This window comes from Oleiphilus sp. HI0132 (assembly GCF_001635845.1).
On sequence record NZ_LWGJ01001747.1, the window covers coordinates 1 to 20,496 of the forward strand.

The 20,496-nt window shown below is 44.4% G+C and carries 19 protein-coding genes; 11 read left to right on the forward strand and 8 right to left on the reverse strand.

Translation table 11 applies throughout. From position 1 onward, the window contains the following. A partial coding sequence (locus A3766_RS26645) for a cold-shock protein (RefSeq protein ID WP_304440986.1) occupies nt 1–226 on the forward strand: 226 nt, incomplete at its 5' end. A 32-nt stretch (nt 227–258) separates the two neighbouring features. On the opposite strand, the gene A3766_RS26650 is transcribed toward A3766_RS26645, so the two are convergent. The 8 genes from A3766_RS26650 to map form a co-directional block, all read right to left on the reverse strand. Further along, on the reverse strand, nt 259–651 hold the full coding sequence (locus tag A3766_RS26650) for a hypothetical protein (RefSeq protein ID WP_068508916.1): 393 nt from the start codon (nt 649–651) through the stop codon (nt 259–261). 287 nt (nt 652–938) lie between these two features. Continuing rightward, a complete protein-coding gene (locus A3766_RS26660; RefSeq protein ID WP_068512897.1) occupies nt 939–1,796 on the reverse strand; it encodes a putative RNA methyltransferase in 858 nt (285 codons plus the stop codon). Nucleotides 1,797–1,814: 18 nt separating this feature from the next. Beyond that, on the reverse strand, nt 1,815–2,954 hold the full coding sequence (gene dapE, locus A3766_RS26665) for a succinyl-diaminopimelate desuccinylase (RefSeq protein ID WP_068512944.1): 1,140 nt from the start codon (nt 2,952–2,954) through the stop codon (nt 1,815–1,817). A gap of 135 nt (nt 2,955–3,089) precedes the next feature. Next, the gene (dapD, locus tag A3766_RS26670; RefSeq protein WP_068508236.1) at nt 3,090–4,100 is read right to left on the reverse strand and encodes a 2,3,4,5-tetrahydropyridine-2,6-dicarboxylate N-succinyltransferase; all 1,011 of its coding nucleotides are present in this window, start codon (nt 4,098–4,100) and stop codon (nt 3,090–3,092) included. Between the two features lie 67 nt (nt 4,101–4,167). Then, nucleotides 4,168–4,527, reverse strand: coding sequence for an ArsC family reductase (locus tag A3766_RS26675; protein WP_068508235.1), 360 nt, complete (start codon nt 4,525–4,527; stop codon nt 4,168–4,170). 38 nt (nt 4,528–4,565) lie between these two features. After that, nucleotides 4,566–5,768, reverse strand: a complete 1,203-nt coding sequence (gene dapC, locus A3766_RS26680; protein WP_068508234.1) for a succinyldiaminopimelate transaminase — start codon at nt 5,766–5,768, stop codon at nt 4,566–4,568. After that, on the reverse strand, nt 5,765–8,464 hold the full coding sequence (glnD, locus tag A3766_RS26685; protein ID WP_082880342.1) for a [protein-PII] uridylyltransferase: 2,700 nt from the start codon (nt 8,462–8,464) through the stop codon (nt 5,765–5,767). Before glnD ends, dapC begins: the two co-directional genes overlap by 4 nt. Before the next feature lie 18 nt (nt 8,465–8,482). Next, nucleotides 8,483–9,268 carry a type I methionyl aminopeptidase gene (gene map, locus A3766_RS26690; protein ID WP_068508232.1) on the reverse strand — a complete coding sequence of 262 codons (786 nt, stop codon included), beginning with the start codon at nt 9,266–9,268 and terminating at the stop codon, nt 8,483–8,485. Nucleotides 9,269–9,703: 435 nt separating this feature from the next. On the opposite strand from map, the gene rpsB reads away from it, so the two are divergent. The 10 genes from rpsB to A3766_RS26740 all read left to right on the forward strand — a co-directional run bounded on the left by rpsB (nt 9,704) and on the right by A3766_RS26740 (nt 20,361). Next, the gene (gene rpsB / locus A3766_RS26695; RefSeq protein WP_068508230.1) at nt 9,704–10,453 is read left to right on the forward strand and encodes a 30S ribosomal protein S2; all 750 of its coding nucleotides are present in this window, start codon (nt 9,704–9,706) and stop codon (nt 10,451–10,453) included. Between the two features lie 205 nt (nt 10,454–10,658). Then, a complete protein-coding gene (gene tsf, locus A3766_RS26700; RefSeq protein ID WP_068508228.1) occupies nt 10,659–11,507 on the forward strand; it encodes a translation elongation factor Ts in 849 nt (282 codons plus the stop codon). Between the two features lie 303 nt (nt 11,508–11,810). Next, entirely contained in the window at nt 11,811–12,548 is a 738-nt protein-coding gene (gene pyrH, locus A3766_RS26705) for a UMP kinase (RefSeq protein WP_068508227.1), read from the forward strand. 37 nt (nt 12,549–12,585) lie between these two features. Then, nucleotides 12,586–13,143, forward strand: coding sequence for a ribosome recycling factor (gene frr / locus A3766_RS26710; RefSeq protein ID WP_068508225.1), 558 nt, complete (start codon nt 12,586–12,588; stop codon nt 13,141–13,143). A 75-nt stretch (nt 13,144–13,218) separates the two neighbouring features. After that, nucleotides 13,219–13,977 (forward strand): polyprenyl diphosphate synthase, encoded by a 759-nt coding sequence (uppS, locus tag A3766_RS26715; protein WP_068508246.1) that lies wholly within the window; start codon nt 13,219–13,221, stop codon nt 13,975–13,977. Nucleotides 13,978–13,997: 20 nt separating this feature from the next. Then, complete coding sequence (locus A3766_RS26720) at nt 13,998–14,828, forward strand: phosphatidate cytidylyltransferase (protein WP_068508223.1); 831 nt, start codon at nt 13,998–14,000, stop codon at nt 14,826–14,828. Between the two features lie 44 nt (nt 14,829–14,872). After that, on the forward strand, nt 14,873–16,069 hold the full coding sequence (gene ispC, locus A3766_RS26725) for a 1-deoxy-D-xylulose-5-phosphate reductoisomerase (RefSeq protein ID WP_197470010.1): 1,197 nt from the start codon (nt 14,873–14,875) through the stop codon (nt 16,067–16,069). 22 nt (nt 16,070–16,091) lie between these two features. Continuing rightward, the gene (gene rseP, locus A3766_RS26730) at nt 16,092–17,462 is read left to right on the forward strand and encodes an RIP metalloprotease RseP (protein ID WP_068508221.1); all 1,371 of its coding nucleotides are present in this window, start codon (nt 16,092–16,094) and stop codon (nt 17,460–17,462) included. Nucleotides 17,463–17,487: 25 nt separating this feature from the next. After that, on the forward strand, nt 17,488–19,815 hold the full coding sequence (bamA, locus tag A3766_RS26735) for an outer membrane protein assembly factor BamA (protein ID WP_231877470.1): 2,328 nt from the start codon (nt 17,488–17,490) through the stop codon (nt 19,813–19,815). Nucleotides 19,816–19,854: 39 nt separating this feature from the next. Next, complete coding sequence (locus tag A3766_RS26740) at nt 19,855–20,361, forward strand: OmpH family outer membrane protein (RefSeq protein ID WP_068508219.1); 507 nt, start codon at nt 19,855–19,857, stop codon at nt 20,359–20,361. The last annotated feature ends 135 nt before the right edge of the window (nt 20,362–20,496 follow it).

Sequence of the window (20,496 nt, forward strand, 5' to 3'; positions counted from 1 at the left end):
CGACGATGATACACCTGAGGGTGTAGAGTCCGGTACCGTTAAATGGTTCAATGTGAATAAAGGTTTTGGTTTTATTACGACCGATGCGGGCGAAGATGTTTTTGTTCACTTCCGTTCAATTCGTGGTCGCGGTCGTCGCTCATTGCGTCAAGGCCAAGCAGTGCGCTTTGATTTGAGTGAGGGTGAGAAGGGTATGCAGGCAGACAACGTTTCGGTTGCCAAGTAAGCCTCTAGCTCTTTAGCTTCTACAGAAAAGGCTTATCCCCAGCGGATAAGCTTTTTTTCGTTTCGGGTGATGGCATTCCAATATTCACCTGCTTCATCTTCCCCTTCTTGCCAGCTATGTGCGGCACACCTGACCTCAAGTTCATACATCTCTAACAGGCTTAGTGCGCAGGCTTCATCATTGTCCCAAGGTGTTTCAGACGATTTGAACCAAACACTGCAATAAGACTTTCCTGCTGCACAGGGCGTAACGACGATAGGGATCTTATTCCCTTCGCGTGAAAGGGTGCCCGAGATACTTTTCTTTTCGGATAAGCTGCTTGCTTCAAGGTTGATATCGATGGTTGTAAAGTGAGTATTTAGCCAGGCGAGCAATTCACTGTTGTTTATGTTCTTTATGTATATTTCTATATCGGGCGTTATCATTTATTTGTCCAAGAAATTCTGGATTCTGCTTACGAGAAGGCGAATATAGCAGTAAAAGGCGATGATAGCGCTAGGCACGCTAAGAATAAGACCAATTAGCGCAAGTAATTCCTGCTTTTCAGATGCGGGCAAGAGAATATTAACGTATACAATTGTTCCGAGGCCTGCCAGGGTACAAATGGCACTGATCAGAAAGTATTTAAAATAATTCTGCTGATTATGTTTTTTAGACGACACGGTAGTGGCTTTTAAACTCTTATTAGTGATCAGTACTGATAGTGGCTGATTTACTTCTTCTGAAATATATCAAACTGTATGTCTAGCTGTAAGTCTAGAGTATCAAGGGACTCAAGTAGAGCTCTTTTTTCCGGTTTACAGCGCCAGTAATGCGGTGTCATTGAAAACAAGTTAATGATGTCTTGTGAGCTAGGTAGTTGAATTGTTTGCTCAAAGTAATCAGTCTTCACATGCTGAAGGCTCGTAGGGAGGCTTTCAAATTCTGTTCGCGTTTCGGCTTTGAGTTCATCGTAGATAACACGGCGAAGCTCTATTAGATGTCTAGGGCCGGTATTTACAAGGATCACATGACCGCCGGGGCGAACTGTGCGAGATATTTCTTCCAGGTCAAAATGGAAAAACAGGCCGCTTACCAGATCTTGAGAATTGTCGGCCAAGGGGATATTCGCAGCGCTACCTACCCACCAGTTAATTGATTTGTCGCGCCGGCAGGCTGATTTAATTGCAGGTGTCGAGATATCAATACCGCTTGTGTATACCTCTTGAAAATAACTAAGCAACTTGGTGTGGAGCTTGTGAGTGTAATAGCCTTCGCCACATGCTAAGTCGCAATAGTGGAAGGCTTTTTCAGAATCTTTAGCTAGCGCGTCTTCAGCATGGTGAATAAATCGCTCGGCAAGATTAGCGTAGTAGCCTTGATCAAGGAAGTCACGACGAGCGGCGACCATTTCAGTCGTATCTCCCGGGTGCTTACTCCGCTTATTTTGGCTTAATAATAAGTTGTGGTAGCCCTGCTTGGCGCGATCAAACCTATGCTTGTTGCGACAGCATAGGCCTTTTTGATCGTCTGCAAGAACGAGCTGCTCCTTACAAACGGGGCAGAGTAAATAGGGGCTTAGAGTATCCATAGTATCTTAGCGCTTGGCTTATGTTAGCAGGTGCTCCAAGATCTGCTCGTAAATCACTGACAAGTCGTTCAGGTCGGTGATACTCACGTGTTCATCAACTTGGTGAATCGTTGCGTTGAGCGGCCCAAGTTCAAGCACTTGTGCGCCCGTTGGTGCGATAAAACGGCCGTCAGAGGTTCCGCCTGAGGTTGAAAGCTCTGTGTCGATACCTTTAACTGTTTTTATCGCTTTAACCGCTGCGTCGACGAGTGGGCCCGCTGCGGTTAGGAAGGGCTCTCCGCTTAATGTCCACTGGATATCGTAATCCAGCTTGTGTTGCTCAAGCACTTTGACGACACCTGCTTTAAGTTGCTCGGCGGTGACTTCAGTAGAAAATCGAAAGTTAAAAAGTGTCTCGACAGTACCGGGTATCACGTTCGTCGCACCGGTACCGGAATTGATATTGGTGATTTGGAATGATGTCGCGGGGAAGAATTCATTGCCACTGTCCCATTCAAGTTTGCATAGGTCGTCAAGGGCAGTCATTGCCAGGTGAATAGGGTTGTTCGCCAAGTGCGGGTAGGCAACATGTCCTTGTTTGCCTTTAATGGTAAGTTTTGCGTTTAAAGATCCGCGGCGGCCGTTCTTGATCACATCACCGAGCACCTTGGTACTGGATGGCTCACCAACCAGGCACCAATCAATTTTTTCATTACGCGCCTCCAATGTTTCAACAACCTTAACGGTACCGTTTGTTGCTGGTCCTTCTTCATCGCTGGTAATTAAGTAAGCGATAGAGCCTTTATGGTCGGGATGTTTTTTAACAAAGCGCTCACAGGCGGTGATAAATGCAGCCAGGCTACCCTTCATATCAGCTGCGCCACGACCATGTAGCATATCTCCCTGAATACGGGCCGAAAAGGGTGAGTATGTCCACTCTTGTTCAGGGCCAGTAGGGACAACATCGGTATGACCGGCAAACGCAATTAAAGGTGCTTCGTTACCTTTGCGAGCCCAAAGATTGGTCACATCCTCAAAGATCATTGTCTCGGCTTTGAATCCGAGAGGAGCCAAATGACGCATCATAATATCCTGACACTCACAGTCTTCTGGTGTGACAGAGGGCTGCTGTATAAGTGCTTGGCTAAGTTGGATCGTGTCAGTTGTGGTATCACTCATAATTTGGCTCGTCGTTTTAATCGTTTTGTATATGCAAAAAAGCGCATCCATAGATGTAAGCATTAAAAAGCTTTGATTATGAGTGCGCCTTCAAGAACTGTCCTGTTAGGGCAGTGTTAGTTGCTTAGCCAGATACTAGTTGTTGGCGTGAAGCTCTTCATTCAGTTCAATGGCAGTCTTATTAGTTAAGCATTCAACTCGACCATTTGCCGAGTTTCGGCGGAACAGTAGGTCGGCTTTATTTGCTAGATCACGTGCTTTAACCGTCTCAACGACCTGGTTTTCAGCGTCAAGCATAACTACTTTTGTACCGGCAGTAATGTAGAGACCTGACTCAACAGTACAGCGATCACCTAAAGGAATGCCGATACCTGCATTGGCACCTATCAAGCTGTTCTCGCCAACCGCAATGATGATGTTACCGCCACCAGATAAGGTACCCATGGTAGAGCAGCCACCGCCAAGATCAGAGCCTTTTCCTACCATAACACCCGCAGAGATACGGCCTTCGATCATGGAAGTGCCTTCTGTACCTGCATTAAAGTTTACAAAGCCTTCGTGCATGATCGTGGTGCCTTCACCAATGTAGGCGCCAAGACGTACACGGGCTGTGTCGGCAATACGGACGCCGCCAGGTACGACGTAGTCGGTCATCTGTGGAAATTTATCAACAGACTTAACTTCAATCAATTCACCGGCTACGCGTGCTTCAAGTTGCTTTGCTGTTAATTCAGATAGGTCAATAGGGCCTTTATTTGTCCATGCAACATTTGGCAGTAAACCAAAAATACCGTCAAGATTAATGCCGTGCGGCTTAACCAGGCGATGAGACAAAAGGTGTAGTTTTAAATACACTTCAGGCGTGCTGCTAGCCTTGCCATCTTCTTCGATAATAACCACTACAGCCGGGCTTTTTGAGCCTTTCATTTGGCTTGCGATGTCAGAAAGCGCTGCGATTTTTGCTAGCTCTTCAATCTGCTCATCATTTAATTCTGTTGTTGTATTGCCGCTTTCAAGGCCTAGTGTTTCTTGGATGCTAGCAACCAAAGAGGAGTCAGGTTGGAATTGTGGTGCTGGGAAGAATGTTTCAAGCCACTCGCCTGCGCCGTTTTTGCTACCGATACCAAGTCCTAGTGCAATTGTCATGGAATACTCCTAATTAAGTAATATGTATAAGTTGTTTAAGAGAAGAGGGCTGGCCTCGTCTTTTTATTTAGTCGTTTGTCTCGAATAAATGGGCGTAACTATCAGCCTTGAATCCAAGATGAATTTGATTGTCGATCTTTAAAACCGGACGCTTAATCATGGAATTATTGCTCTGAATTAGGCGAATAGCTTTTGCGTTGTCTATATCGCTTTTGTCCTCATCGCTTAGTTTACGCCACGTTGTACCACGTTTATTGATTAGTTCATCCCAAGGTACCTGGCTAAGCCAATCTTCGAGGCTTTGCTCATCAATAGGCGTCTTCTTATAGTCATGAAATTCAAAATCAATATCATGCGATTCCAGCCACGTTAGCGCTTTCTTCATGGTATCGCAGGCTTTAATTCCGTAGATTTTTACTGTACTCATTGTTTTACCTTGTACGAAAGTTGTTTGTGGAAAGAGCGTTAAAGAGATTCAACGAATTCACGAATTCGAGTTGCCGCTTCGATGCACTCTTCTTCACTGGCAACTAAGGCCATTCTGATTCTATTTTTACCCGGATTTAGACCCTTGACGGTACGAGACAAATAGCTGCCCGGAAGCACGGTGACATGCTTTTGTTGATATAGCTTTTGAGCAAACTCTTCATCCGATATCGGTGTCTCTGGCCAAAGGTAGAAGCTCGCATCACTTTGCTTGATGTTCAGTACCGGGCTTAAAATTTCAAGAACTGCCTCGAACTTTCGTTTGTAGGCTTTACGGTTCTCTTGTACGTGAGCTTCATCGTTCCAGGCTTCAATGCTTGCTAACTGGTGTTGAATCGGCATTGCGCAGCCGTGATAAGTTCGGTATTTCAAGAAGCCTTTTAACAAGTCTGCATCACCTGCAACAAATCCTGAGCGTAGGCCGGGCAGGTTTGAGCGCTTTGACAAGCTATGAAAGACAATACAACGCTTATAATCATCTCTTCCTATTTCGGCGCAGACCTCTAGCAAACCAGTCGGAGCTTGGTCTTCATCGCAATAGATCTCCGAATAGCATTCGTCCGATGCAATAATGAAGTCATGCTTGTCGGCTAGTTTTATGAGCTTTTTAAGCGTTTCAGCGGGCGTGACAGCGCCTGTCGGGTTGCCCGGAGAGCACATGAATAGAATCTGGCAGCGGTCCCAAGTGCTATCGGCGACTGAGTCGTAGTCGGGAATGAACTGGGTATGCTCTAGTGTAGGAAGTAATTCAAGCTCAGCCCCTGCAAGATAGCTAGCGCCCTCATAGATCTGATAAAAAGGATTAGGGCTCAGCACTAAAGCTTGATTACTGGCTTCTCTATCGATGACCGCCTGAGTAAAAGAAAAAATTGCCTCTCGTGTGCCGTTTACCGGAAGAATATTATCTTCGCTGCAAAGAGTGCCGGGCTTTAGATTAAAGCGTTGTGTCGCCCAGTTTGTCATGCTCTTTCGAAACTCAGGTAACCCTTTTGTGCTTGGGTATATTGCGACTTTGCCTAGGTTATTGGTGATGCTGTCGAGCACAAACTGCGGAGAAGGGTGCTTCGGTTCACCAATAGACAAGGGAATAGCTGAATAATCTGCTGATGGTGTTACTTGCCCGAGCAGTGCTTTAAGCTTTTCAAAGGGATAGGGCTGAAGTTTATTCAAGTCTGGGTTCATGAGGTTATTTCTACCTGCTCATCTAGAAGTGTACATATGTCGTGCTGTAAGGCCTCGCAAATCATTGCGTCACTAAGCGGTTGACCGTCTGTGTCGGTAATGAAGAAAACGTCTTCTACTCGCTCGCCCAAGGTGGCAATACGTGCATTGATCAATGATAAATTATGCTTTAGAAGTGCCTGACCAATCCGTGCGAGTAGGCCTGGACGGTCAGGCGTTACAACCTCCATCACGGTACGCTGATTAATCATGTCATTGCTGAAAGTCACTTCCGTCGGGAAGGCAAAATGCTTCAGTTGGCGCGGCGTGCGGCGGCTGATTATCTCGGGGTAGTCTTCCGGGTCGTCGAGCTCTTCTATCAAGCGTGAGCGAACTTGCTCTTTTCGTTCTACATCGTTTGCTAAGGGCATGTTGTGCGCATCGGTAACAATAAAGTGGCTCAAATTGAACTCACCTCTTGATGCGCTTATGCGGGCATTTAAGACGTTAAGGTTCAGCTGCTCAAGTACAGCGGTGGTGGCGGCAAATAGATCGTCTTTGGAACGTACATAAACCATAACATGGCTGAAACCGTCACCTTGCATGGTTTGGGTGTCGCGAATGATGATCAGTGGTTCACTTGAGCTGCCATGATTAAGTACTTCAGAGATTTGCCAGACAATGTCGGCGGTTGAATCTTGAAGGAAGTAGTCGTCTTCAAAGGATTCCAATAAAGCATCGATTTCGGGTGTGGTATAGCCGCTATCGATGAGTAGGGTTCGGACTTCGCGTTTAGTGGCTTCTATCCAGTCATTGCGATCAACAGGCTTATCTGTGCCGCGACGTATTGCGCGCCTGGTTTCGATATATAACTGCTGCATCAGTGTCGCGCGCCAGCTGTTCCACAAGGTGTGATTGGTCGCAGAAATATCACAGACAGTCAAAATATATAAGTACTCAAGGTGAGTAAGGCTAGGAATTAGTTGCGCAAACTGATGAATAACTTCAGGGTCATCAATATCTTTCTTCTGCGCTGTCATAGACATTAGTAAGTGGTTTTCGACCAGCCAGGAAGTGAGTCGTGTATCGCGCTCGCTAAAATGATGGTTCTGACAGAAGTTTTCAACATCGATGGCGCCAAGTTCGGAATGGTCTCCGCCTCTCCCTTTAGCAATGTCGTGATAGATACCAGCAGTATAAAGGATTTCACGTTTAGGGATATAACGGTATAAACGACAGGCAAGTGGAAACTCTTTTTTTGCCTCAGGGTAGTCAAGATGAATCAGGTTCTTGATAAGCTGAATCGTATGCGCGTCAACTGTATAGCAATGAAACAAGTCATGCTGCATTTGGCCGATGATCTGTCCAAACTCAGGTAAGTAGCGGCCCAGTACATTGTACTTAAGCATGGCGTTTAAGGTTTTATGAAGGTCGTGCGGTGTGCGCAGTATCTCCATAAATAAGCTTGTGTTAGCCAGGTCGTTTCGGAAACTGTCATCAATAAGATATTGATGTTCACGGATTTGACGAATTGTCGTGGTTTTTATGCCAATGATCTGAGGGTTTTGTGCGAGTAGCAAAAAAATCTCTATCAACGCATAAGGTGAGCGGTCAAAAATATCTTCTGACTTAGCTTCAATATAGCCGTGATTAATTTGGAATCGTTTACCTAGTTCTTGGACACTGTCATCACTCTCGGGGTTTAGATAAAACTCATCAAAGTACTGAAGTATCACGTCAGTAAGTTCGGCTAAACCCAATACGATGCGATAGTAGCGTTGCATCATTTTCTCGACACCGAGCTTTTGCTCGTCATCTTCAAAGCCGAGTATTTCTGCAAGCTTGCGCTGGTGTTCAAATAGCAGTCGGTTTTCGTTGCGGTCGGCAATAATCTGCAGGCCATAACGAAGGGTAAGAAGAAAGGTCTCGCCGCTGACTAGCATGCGGAATTCTTCGTCTGTCAAAAAGTGGTAGCGTGAGCGTGTGCTGGGAGCTTCAGCACCAAAGTGGCGCTTAGAAATCCAGGTAATGGTCTGAATATCTCGCAAGGTGCCAGGGGAAGATTTCAGATTTGGTTCGAGGTTGTATTCGGTGCCGCTATATTTCAGGTGGCGTGCACTTTGTTCTTCGCGTTTAGCTAGAAAGTAGGCTTTAGAGGTATAAACTGCGTCGGAGTAGACCTTGTCTGAAATAATGCTCAGCAGTTCAGGGTCACCATCGATAGTGCGCGTTTCCAATAGGTTGGTCGCAATGGTGACATCGCTTTTAGCGGCTTCAATGCATTCATCAATCGTTCTAACGCTATGGCCGATGTCTAGTTTCAGGTCCCATAATAGTGTGATAAAGTCAGACAGTTTGGTGCCCAGCTGATCATCAATTTCATTCCTTACCAGGATAAGTAAGTCAATGTCTGAATGTGGTTGCAGCTCGCCTCGGCCATAACCGCCAACAGCAATAAGGCTAACATGTTGGTCGAACCCGAAGCGTGCCCATAAACCTTTAAGAATATAATCCATGAGTTTGGATTTAACTTCGATAAGCTGACGGATATCTTCGTTTGCCAGATACAGCTGATCAAGGACTTGCTTACTATCTTCCAGGATTGTCCGAACATTCAGGGCTGGTTGTGAGCAAGTACTTAAGTCAGAGACTAATGTTTGCATGTCCAGGCTAGATGCGTGGGTGAACTTTTCGAAGAGCGAGCTGTGTTGCGTCATAGTTTTATCGGCTTGTGCTTAACTTAGCAGACCTTCCTCTTCCTTACGTAAGGTCAGTATTTCACAACCGTCTGAGGTAACTAGCAAAGTGTGCTCCCATTGCGCAGAAAGCTTGTGATCTTTGGTCACGACTGTCCACTCATCTGGTAAGAGTTTGCAGTGGCGTTTGCCTTGGTTAATCATTGGCTCGATAGTAAAGGTCATGCCTTCTTTTAGCTCAAGGCCGGTGCCTGGTTTACCATAATGCATGACCTGCGGCTCTTCATGGAAAACAGCACCAATGCCATGGCCGCAATACTCGCGTACTACAGAATAGTAATTGTTTTCAGCATGCTTTTGAATAACAGCGCCAATATCGCCTAGTCTTGCACCCGGCTTAACAAGGGCAATGCCTTTGTATAAACATTCTTGCGTAATTTTGCATAGTCTTTCGGCAGCAATGCTTCGCTTGCCAATGAAAAACATTTTACTGGTGTCACCGTGGTAGCCATCTTTAATGACAGTGATGTCGACATTTACTATGTCACCACTTTTTAGCACTTTCTTGTCGCTTGGAATACCGTGGCAGATGACATGGTTGACCGAGGTGCAGATAGACTTTGGAAAGCCTTTATAATTAAGTGGTGCGGGAATGGCGTTTTGAGTATTAACGATGTAATCATGACATATCCTGTCTAGTTCACCGGTTGAAACGCCAGCAACAACGTGCTCTTCGATCATTTCCAGTACTTCGGCGGCGAGTCGCCCGGCAACCCGCATCTTTTCAATTTCTTCGTTGGACTTGATGGTAACTTTAGTATTCATAACTCGAAAAGAGAGCCTTTTGTCTAAGGGTTGTTATGGTGTCGGGAGAGCATTATAGCGCCATTTGCGACACAGACTTTTATCAAAAATGCGCCGCATTCTACCTCGAAAGGGGAGTTAATTGAATAATTATTGTTATTTGCTGGTGGCTGCTCGATTTATATTGTTAAAGGTTGAACGTAGAATGGAGTGGCCTGGCCTGCTATAAATGTAGGAATGCGCTTTTTATTTTGAAGAGGATATGGTATAAAGCGCACGCAAATTTCGGGAACTCACATCCAGCAGGGTGTCGGTAATCTCGATTGACTTAAATCCGCACACGTTTCGACACATTGATCTGGGTGCTGTGTTCTGCTTCTGCTACGGTGGTTTTGGTTCATGGTTGATTAATGGGACTCGTGGAGGTCTAACCCAAACATATTAAAGGAAAAGAACATGGCATCAGTATCTATGCGTGACCTGCTTAAAGCAGGTGTACACTTTGGTCACCAAACTCGTTACTGGAACCCTAAAATGGGTAAGTACATCTTTGGTGCTCGTAACAAAATTCATATCATTAACCTGGAGCAAACAGTTCCTGCGTTTAATGAATCTTTAGCTTTCGTTAAAAAGCTGTCAGAGGGTAAGAACAAGGTATTGTTCGTTGGTACTAAGCGTGCTGCTGGCAAGATTGTTAAAGAAGAGGCAAGCCGCGCTGGTATGCCTTACGTAAACCACCGTTGGTTGGGTGGTATGTTGACTAACTACAAAACGATTCGTCAGAGCATTCGTCGTTTCCGCGATCTTGAGACTCAAAGCACTGATGGTACTTTTGATAAGTTGACTAAAAAAGAATCTTTGATGCTGACTCGCGAAATGCAGAAGCTAGAGCGTAGTATTGGTGGTATCAAGGATATGGGTGGTCTACCTGACGCATTGGTTGTGATCGATGTTGATCACGAGCGTATTGCGATCAAAGAAGCTAACAAATTAGGTATCCCTGTTATCGGTATCGTTGATACAAACAGTGATCCAGATGGTGTTGATTACGTTATCCCTGGTAACGATGATGCGATCAGAGCTATTCAGATTTATGCAAAAGCTTTTGCTGATGCAGTGCTTGAAGGTTCTTCAAAAGGTGGTGAGTACGTTGAAGTGGCGGAAGAGTCAGCGGCATCTGAAGAAGGCGAAAAAGCAGCAGAGTAATCTTTCTGTAAGCGTTTTCTTATAAAGTGCTCAAGGGTCGGTTTTCCGGCCCTTGTTTTCATTCGTTATTAATAATGCTTCGGTTCTTATTTGGTTGAAGGTGTGTTCCGCTTGCGAACATTTTAGCGCCTTTTGGGCCCAGGTAATGGAAGCAAATTTTTTAATTTTACAGCCGCTTGGGTTGTAACGGTAAAGAGGAATTGACATGGCCGCTATTAGCGCATCAATGGTAAAAGAACTTCGTGAGCGTACAGGTCTTGGTATGCTTGAGTGTAAAAAAGCACTTGCTGAAGTAGACGGTGATATCGAAAAGGCAATTGAAGAGTTGCGTAAGAAAAGTGGTATGAAGGCAGCTAAGAAAGCTGGCCGTACAGCTGCTGAAGGTGTGGTTGTGGCTAAAGTATCTGCTGACAACGCTTCTGCAATGTTAGTTGAAATTAACTCTGAGACTGACTTTGCTGCTAAGAACGAAGGTTTCCTTGCGTTTGCAAATAACGTAGCAGGCGCTGCATTTGAAGCAGGTTCTACTGATGTTGCTGGTCTTCTTGATTCAGAGCGTGAAGCTTTGGTTCAGAAAATTGGTGAGAACATTTCTCCTCGTCGTGCTGTTAAGTCTGAAGGTGAAGTTGTGGGTGCTTATGTTCACTCTAACAATCGAATTGCTTCGATTGTTGCGCTTAAAGGTGGTACGCCTGAGTTGGCAAGAGATATCGCTATGCATGCAACAGCGGTTAATCCTCGTGTTCTTAACCCTGAAGATATGCCTGAAGAAGAGTTGAATAAAGAGAAGGATATCATTAAGGCTCAGCCTGATATGGAAGGTAAGCCAGATGCGATCGTCGAGAAAATGATGGGTGGTCGTATTAAGAAATTCCTTAAGGAAAACAGCTTGGTTGAGCAGCCTTTCGTTAAGAATCCTGAAGTTACAGTTGGCCAGTTGGCTAAAGATGGCGGTGCAGAAGTTGTTTCTTTTGTCCGTATCGAAGTAGGTGAAGGTATTGAGGTTGAAGAGGCTGACTTCGCTGCAGAGGTTGCGGCTCAGCTTAAAGGCTAATTTAGTCTGTTTACATGGGTTTGTTAACAGGTAAATGTTGAAAAGATAGTTCCACTTTTTACCAATCCTGATACAATTCCCAACCGTGCCGTATAAGAAGGGTGATATAACCATTTTTCTTATGCGGCATTATTGTATCTGGCAATTGGTTTTTATCTTAAAGTTGTCTGGGGAGTACTTGCTCATCTGGAAAGACTGTTTTTAGTGGGGGCGACTCCCCCGAAATTAAGATACGTCATATGCATATTAAGCAGGTTCTTAACCTGTATTTGTTAACTACGCTTTAAATGCCGAGAGTGATTCATGCCTGTAAATCTCCAGCCAAAATATAAACGAATTCTTCTAAAACTTAGTGGTGAAGCTCTAATGGGCGATGAGGACTTTGGGATCGATCCAAAAGTACTTGATCGCATGGCTTTAGAAATTGGTCAGCTGATTGGTATAGGTGTTCAGGTTGGCATGGTCATAGGTGGTGGTAACTTGTTTAGAGGTGCTGCCCTAAGCCAGGCTGGAATGGATCGTGTTACTGGTGATCATATGGGTATGCTGGCTACGGTTATGAATGCCTTGGCGATGCGTGACGCATTAGAACGATCCAATATATCAACGCGTGTTATGTCAGCTATCCCGATGAGTGGTGTTGTTGAGCATTACGATCGGCGCAGAGCGGTTAGAGATCTTAAAGATGGTGATGTTGTAATATTCAGCGCAGGAACGGGTAACCCTTTCTTTACAACTGACTCTGCTGCATGTCTACGAGGTATTGAGATTGATGCTGATGTTGTATTGAAGGCAACAAAAGTAGATGGTGTCTACAACGCTGACCCGATGAAAGATCCGACAGCCGTGAAGTATGATGCTTTGAGTTATGATGAAGTCTTGGATAAAAAGTTAGGTGTAATGGATCTAACGGCAATTTGTTTGTGCCGTGATCACAATATGCCTGTTAGAGTATTTGATATGAATAAGCCTGGGGTTTTGCGCAGTATTGTAGTGGGTGAATCCGAGGGTACATTGATCGAGGCAGCTGCCGACGAATAAGATCGAGCCAGTTATATAAAGAATAAAGGAAAGATATATGTTAGATGAAATTAAACAAGATGCTGAAGAGCGTATGGCAAAAAGTATTGATGCGCTAGGTGTTGCTTTTGCCAAGATTCGTACTGGTCGAGCGCACCCAAGTATTTTAGATAGCGTATCAGTTTCATACTATGGTGTAGATACACCGCTAAAGCAGGCGGCTAATATTAGTGTTGAAGATGGCAGAACTTTGGCAATCTCTGTTTGGGAAAAACCAATGGTGCCAGTGGTCGAAAAAGCGATTATAGCAGCTAACCTCGGCTTAAACCCGTCAACTTCTGGTGACTTAATACGTGTGCCAATGCCAGCTCTAACAGAGGAAACTCGTAGGGATATGGTTAAGCTAGCAAAAGCAGATGCCGAGAGTGCAAGAGTATCTGTTAGAAATATTCGCAGAGATGCTAACTCCGATATTAAAGAACTTTTGAAAGAGAAAGAGATTTCAGAAGATGAAGAAAAAAGAGCAGCAGATGGTATCCAAAAACTAACTGACACTTATGTTGCTAAAGTTGATGCTTTATTGCAGGAAAAAGAATCAGACTTGATGGAAGTATAAAAACTGCCTGTTTCGGGCGAAAGTGTGTCCAATGCTTTCGCTCGTTAAATTTCGTGTTATTAAGTATTGGGTTGGATAGATAAATTGAGTGAGCACATTCCTCTAAGCTCAGGGAGTAAACCTAGACACGTTGCTATCATTATGGATGGTAATAATAGGTGGGCTAAGCAGCGCAAAAAGATAGGGATTTCTGGGCACAAGGCAGGCGTAGATGCGGTTAGAGATGTCGTTAAAGCTTGTGTTGAGGAAGATATAGAGGTGCTGACTCTATTTGCCTTTAGTAGTGAAAACTGGAGGAGGCCCGCCGAAGAGGTTGGTGCGTTAATGAAGCTTTTCCTTTTTGCCTTGCAGCGAGAAGTTAAGAAACTGCACTCAAATAATATCCGCTTGCGAATTATTGGTGATCGAGAGCCGTTTAGTGATGTGCTTCAGGAGCATATGGCGAAAGCGGAAGAACTAACAGAAAATAATGATGGTATGACTCTGGTCGTTGCCGCTAACTACGGTGGGCACTGGGATGTCGCGCAAGCGACGCGGAAAATTGCCCATAAAGTTGCTTCCGGCGAGATTGCGGCTGAAGATGTGAGCGAAGACTTAATTCAATCACATATCTCTTTGGGTGACTTGCCTTTACCTGATTTAATGATTCGCACTGCGGGTGAGCAGCGCATCAGCAATTTTATGTTATGGCAATTGGCCTACGCAGAATTCTATTTTTCCGATTTGTACTGGCCCGATTTCAAGAAGGAACAGATGCTGGAAGCCTTAAAAGCCTATGCTGGACGAAAGCGGCGCTTTGGGCAAACTGATGATCAGTTGGATCAGGCCGAGTAAATAATCACGGGACTCTTTTTGTGTTAAAACAACGAATAATTACAGCTTTAATTCTTGCTCCACTTGTTTTGGGGGGTGTTTTTTTACTGCCTCCAGAGTATTTTTCTTGGTTTGTCGCAGCTATTGTTATTTTAGGTGCCTGGGAATGGGCTAACCTTTCAGGCGTGAGCGCTTCTGCAGCGCGAGTGGTTTATGCTCTCGTTATGGCGGTTTTCCTATTTTTGCTTGTCGGCAGTATGTCTCTTCCCTGGGTATTAACACTTTCTGTTGCATGGTGGGCCTTGGCATGTGTTCTGGTCATGACTTTTCCAGAATCATCTTCCCTGTGGAAGGGGAAAATAGTTCAGTTACTGCTTGGTTTTGTTGTGCTTGCTCCTTTGTGGAAGGCTTTAGTTTTTCTACGCTCAAGTGAATATGCGCCCTTAGCTGACTTAAATGTTCTTTGGCTTATTTTTTATATCTTGATGTTAGTGTGGGCCGCGGATACGGGGGCTTATTTCGCTGGCCGAGCTTTTGGTAAGAAGAAATTAGCACCAAAAGTTTCCCCTGGAAAATCGTGGGCTGGAGCCTGGGGCGGTCTGGCTGCTTGTCTATTGTTATCTCTGATTGCTAGTAATTTGCTAGAACATAATTTCGCAATGACTATACAGTTTGCAGTCATTTCAATTATTACTGGTTCAATCTCAATAATTGGTGACTTAACAGAGAGTATGTTTAAGCGACAACGCGGTATTAAAGATAGTAGTAATCTGCTTCCTGGTCATGGCGGTGTGCTTGATCGTATTGATAGCTTGGTTGCCGCGATTCCAGTGTTTGTCTTTGCTTTATACAATCTCTCTTGGGTCGCCTAGTGTTATTCTACTTTTCGCAAACTCTCAGTAATTCAGGTTATTAAGTGTCGACTATTCAAAGTGTATGTGTCTTGGGGGCGACCGGCTCTATTGGTCTAAACACGCTCGACGTGATTAGTCGGCACCCAGACAGGTATCGGGTATTTGCTCTGACGGCGCATCGCAGTGTCGAGCAAATGCTAGCTCTGTGTTTGAAGCACTCCCCAAGTATTGCGGTTATGGTGGATGAAGATGCTGCGCAATGCTTGCAGGGTGAGTTGCTAAAACATGCTTCTGATATCAAAGTTTTGGCAGGTGCGGAGTCTCTGGAATGTGTGTCCGCACATGATGATGTTGATGTCGTCATGGCTGCAATCGTTGGTGCAGCCGGGCTAGAGGCGAACCTTGCTGCTGCTAGAAAAGGTAAGAAAGTTTTACTAGCGAATAAAGAGTCCTTAGTTATGTCTGGCCAGCTCTTTACGGAAGAGGTGAGTCGTTCAGGTGCAACGCTATTGCCTATCGATAGCGAGCACAACGCGATATTTCAATGTCTTCCTGGTTCCTATCAGTGTGGCCAGTCTTTAGAACGAGAAGTGCAGCGTGTATTGCTCACTGCCTCAGGTGGGCCTTTCAGGGGGTGGTCTCGTGATCGCCTTAGTACGGTGACGCCAGAACAGGCCTGCGCACACCCAAACTGGCAGATGGGAAGTAAAATCTCAGTAGATTCTGCCACGCTTATGAATAAGGGTTTGGAGCTAATCGAAGCGTGTTGGTTGTTCGATATCAGTCCGAAAGATATCGAGGTTCATGTTCATCCTGAGAGTATTGTTCATTCCATGGTTGAATACTTGGATGGCTCGGTCATAGCGCAAATGGGAAGCCCCGATATGCGTACACCAATTGCCTATGGCTTGGCGTGGCCCGAAAGAATTGCCTCAGGTGCCATTTCATTAGACTTATTTGAAGTTGCTCAACTAAACTTTGAAAAGCCTGATCTTGAAAACTTTCCCTGCCTTAAGTTGGCTCAAGAGGCTTTTGATGTTGGTGGTACTGCGTGTACGGTCTTAAATGCTGCGAATGAAGTTGCTGTCGCGTCCTTTCTAAAAGGTAATGTCTCCTTTACTGCTATCCCTGATATTATTGCGTCAACATTAGAAGATGCCTCAATCGCTCCAATAACATCAGTTAATCAGATATTGTCTGTTGATGAAGAGGCTAGAGTTATAGCTCAACAGCAAATAATGAAGAAGAAACGGCCTTAATGAAGATGAGCCAGTATATTTAATGACACTGATTCAGACCATACTCTCGCTAATTATTACGCTTGGTATTCTAGTTACGATCCATGAATATGGACATTACTGGGTTGCCAAGCGTTGTGGTGTCAAGGTCCTACGATTTTCAGTAGGCTTTGGGCGCCCGATTTTTATGTGGAAAAACAAGGATGGAACCGAGTTTGCCATTGCTAGTATTCCTTTAGGTGGCTTCGTCAAGATGCTTGACGAACGCGAAGCCCCTGTAGAAACCGCTTTGCTTCCTTATGCTTTTAATCGCAAGCCTGTCTCGCAGCGTATTGCGATAGTGTCAGCAGGCCCTATCGCGAACTTTCTATTTGCTATTGCAGCTTACTGGCTGATGTTCATTATTGGCTTCAGTGCCTTGACTCCAACAATAGGTGAAATTGATCAGGAGTCGGTTGCAGCAAGGGCTGGTTTGTATCCTGGTCTTGAAATAACTCAGGTGGATGGGCGAGATACTCTGAGTTGGCGCTCTGTCAGTATGGCTTTAGTGAACCGTATCGGCGACAGCGGTGATATTGAATTATTCGCTAAGGCTGGTGCTAGTGAGACTGCTGATGGTTATACATTAAGTGTTGAAAACTGGATGTTGGACCGTGAGCCACATGGACTGCTTAAGGACTTAGGTGTCCACCCATTAAAGCCGCCTGTTCCCGCAGTAATGGGGAGTGTCTTAGCCGATAGTCCGGCTGAACAGGGTGGCTTAAAAGCGGGCGATAAAGTAATTGAGGCCGGCGGTAAAGTTATTGAAGACTGGTTTGCTTTTGTCGATGTAATCAAAGTCTCTGCTGAAAAAGATGTTGTCGTTAAGGTTGAGAGGAGTGGAGAAAACAATGGGCTTATTGTCGAGACTCTGTCACTTAGACCAGAAGTATTTATACGTGAAGACGGTGCCTCGGTTGGTCGTTTAGGAGTGAGTGTTCAGCCCTTTACTTACCCGAAAGAGATGATAAGAACGATAAGCTACGGTCCTCTTGAATCCCTGATGCAGGCGAGTGAACAAGTTTGGGCTGATTGTGTTATGACACTTAACGCGATCAAGAAGATGATTATGGGCTTAATTTCTCTTGATAACCTGAGTGGCCCGATAACCATCGCTCAAGTAGCAAGTGAGTCTATCGAGTCAGGTTCTGAAGAGTTTTTGCGTTTTCTAGCTTTATTAAGCGTAAGCTTAGGAATCTTAAATTTACTGCCCATTCCTGTCTTGGATGGAGGGCATATTTTTTACTATTTGATCGAAGCTGTAAAAGGCGAACCACTATCTGAGAAATGGCAGGTGTTGGGTTTAAAAGTAGGGGTGTCATTTATATTGATACTTATGTCTCTAGCTTTATATAACGATATTATGCGTTTGTAGTGGTTATTCATTAATAGGATTGTCTGTGTTTGGCGTAAAAAAAATAATTCGTAGTTGGCTTGCTCTGAGCTTATTGATTCTAGCTATCGCCCCCTTAGCTGCTAAAGCAGAAGCTTTTATTATCAATGATATTCGTGTTGATGGTCTTAAGCGGGTATCAGCCGGTTCGGTATTTTCTGCGTTTATCCTAAGTGTTGGTGAGACTGCTAGTGAAGAAAAGATAGTTGAAGCAAGTAAGGCGCTATTTAAAACCGGCTTGTTTACAGATATCGAAATCGCCCGTGAAGATAGAGATTTGGTCATTATTGTTCAAGAGCGCCCCTCAATCTCGAAAATCGAAATTGAAGGAAATAAGGATATCTCTGAAGAAGATTTGCTGGAAGGGCTCAAAGCTGCCGGGATGGCAGAAGGAAAAGTATTCAAGCGGGTAACGCTTGAGCGTCTGGAGCTCGAAATCCTTCGCTCTTATGTTACACAAGGTAGATACTCTGCTTCTGTAGAGGCCGAAGTTAAAGAATTACCTCGCAACCGTGTGGCAATCAAGTTGAATATCAACGAAGGAGAAGTTGCCTCAATTCTTCATATCAATATCGTTGGTAACCAAGCATTTTCTGATGAAGAACTAATTGAGCTGATGGAGCTCAAGATGCCAAGTTTTTGGTCAGTATTTACCAGTGATGATAAATACTCAAAAGAAAAGCTGAGTGGCGATTTAGAGCGTATACGTTCTTTCTATCTGGATAATGGTTATATCAAGTTTGCCATCGAGTCGACTCAAGTTTCGATTTCACCACATAAAGAAGATGTTTTCGTTACGGTTAATATTTCAGAAGGCCCGTTATATACGTTAAAGGACTTCGACTTGAAGGGAGACCTTGTTCTAGAGAAGGAAGTGTTAGAAAAGCTTGTTATGTTAAAACCGGGTGACGTATTTTCACGTCAGAAACTGACACTTACATCTGACCTTATCTCTCGTGCTTTAGGTGCAGAAGGTTATACTTATGCAAATGTTAACGCTATCCCTGAGGCGCATGATGACTATACCGCTTCGGTTACTTTCTTTGTTGATCCTGGTAAACGGAATTATGTAAGAAGAATCAATTTCCGTGGTAACACTTCAACACGTGATGAAGTCTTACGGCAGGAGATGATTCAAATGGAAGGTGGGTCTGCATCAACGGACTTGATCGAAGGTTCTAAAGCTAAGCTTGAGCGTTTGGGCTTCTTTAGTACTGTTAATATTGATACGCCCTCAGTACCGGGCACGTCAGATCAAATTGATGTGAATTACTCGGTTGAAGAAACTTCATCCGGTAACCTTTCTGCAAGCTTGGGTTTTTCTCAGGGTTCCGGTTTTTCACTTGGTTTGAGTGTTTCTGAAAGTAACTTTTTTGGCTCCGGTAAGAAGGTCTCTTTTGGCGTGAATACCACTGAGTCCGTTAAGTCTGCTAACTTTTCCTATCTCGATCCTTACTTCACTGTCGATGGTGTGAGTCGAGGGTTTAGCTTTTTTGCTAGAAAAACTGATTTTGACGAAGATGACCGTTCAGATTTTGTTATCGATGAAACGGGAGCATCGGTAACCTTTGGTTATCCTATCAACAGTATTTCTCGCTTGAAGTTCACTTTTGGTTATACCAATACTCAGCTATCTGCAGGTGAGGATGTGCCGCTCGGAATCAATACTTTTGTTTCTGAATATGGTACGAGTTTTAATACTTACAGCTTTACCGGGTCATGGACCAGAAGCACATTGAATCGCGGGCAGTTTCCAACGCGCGGGTGGGGACAGGGCCTAACGCTTGAAGTGTCGGTACCTTTCAGTGATCTATCATTTTATAAACTTAACTACCGCTCAAATACCTACTTCCCAATCGATAAAGATCATGACTTTGTATTCAGGATTCGCAATAAATTGGCGTGGGCTGATGGGTATGGTGATACCAGCATACTTCCATTTTACGAAAACTATTTCACCGGTGGTATTACTTCGGTGCGAGGTTATCAAAGAAATTCGCTTGGTCGTCAGTCGGTTCCTAGTCAGGCTGGTGGGTCTACAGACCCCTTTGGCGGAAATCTCCTAATTGAAAATAGTGCTGAGTTGATCTTCCCTGTACCGTTTGTGAAAGACCAGCGATCGCTACGCCTATCGTACTTTGTTGATAGTGGTAATGTTTTTGATACAGCAAGGGGATATGATTTTGATGGGAATGAGATTCGTTGGTCGACTGGCTTGAGCTTACAATGGATAACCTTTATCGGGCCCTTGGGCTTCAGTTTTGGTAAGACGATTAATGACATTCCCGGGGACGATACGCGGTTCTTCCAGTTCTCCCTAGGGCAGCCTTTCTAGTTACTAAGTAAACATAAAATAGATCGTTGGAGGTCTTTAATGAAATTATTTAAGCAAATTATTTTGATGGGAAGTATTGCTTTCTTCTCTATGTCGGCACTTGCTGAAATGAAGATTGGTCTGGTTGATATGAGAGCTGCCTTATTTTCTTCAGATGCAGCAAAAGAGTTCACTGAGTCAATGGTGACCAAATATAAAAAACAGGACCTTGAAGTTCGTGCTATCGGAGAAGAAGGTCAGCGCTTGGAAATGCGCTTAAAAAATGACGCTGCAATTATGAGTGATAATGAAAGAGCGAAAATGGCATCTGATCTTGAAGAAGCGATTCAGGAATATAAGTACCGCAAAGGTAAGCTTGATAAGGCTTTGGCAGAAAGACGGAATGAGTTTTTGAGTGATTCAAAGCCCAAAATCGATCAAGCGATCAACGAGCTAGTAAAAGAAGAAAAACTGGATTTGTTGATTCCTCGTGAAGCGGCTTTATATGCCAATCAAGAAATGGATTATACAAATAAAATTATCGAGAAGCTTAACAAGCTAAACTGATCTTTCTATATTTCGTGAGTTTAATCAGATGAAGCAAAATGCCTTTACCTTAAAATATTTGGCGGACTATGTGGAAGGAGAGGTTCGAGGTGATGCGTCGATAAGCATCTCGGGCCTTTCGACTCTGCAGTCGGC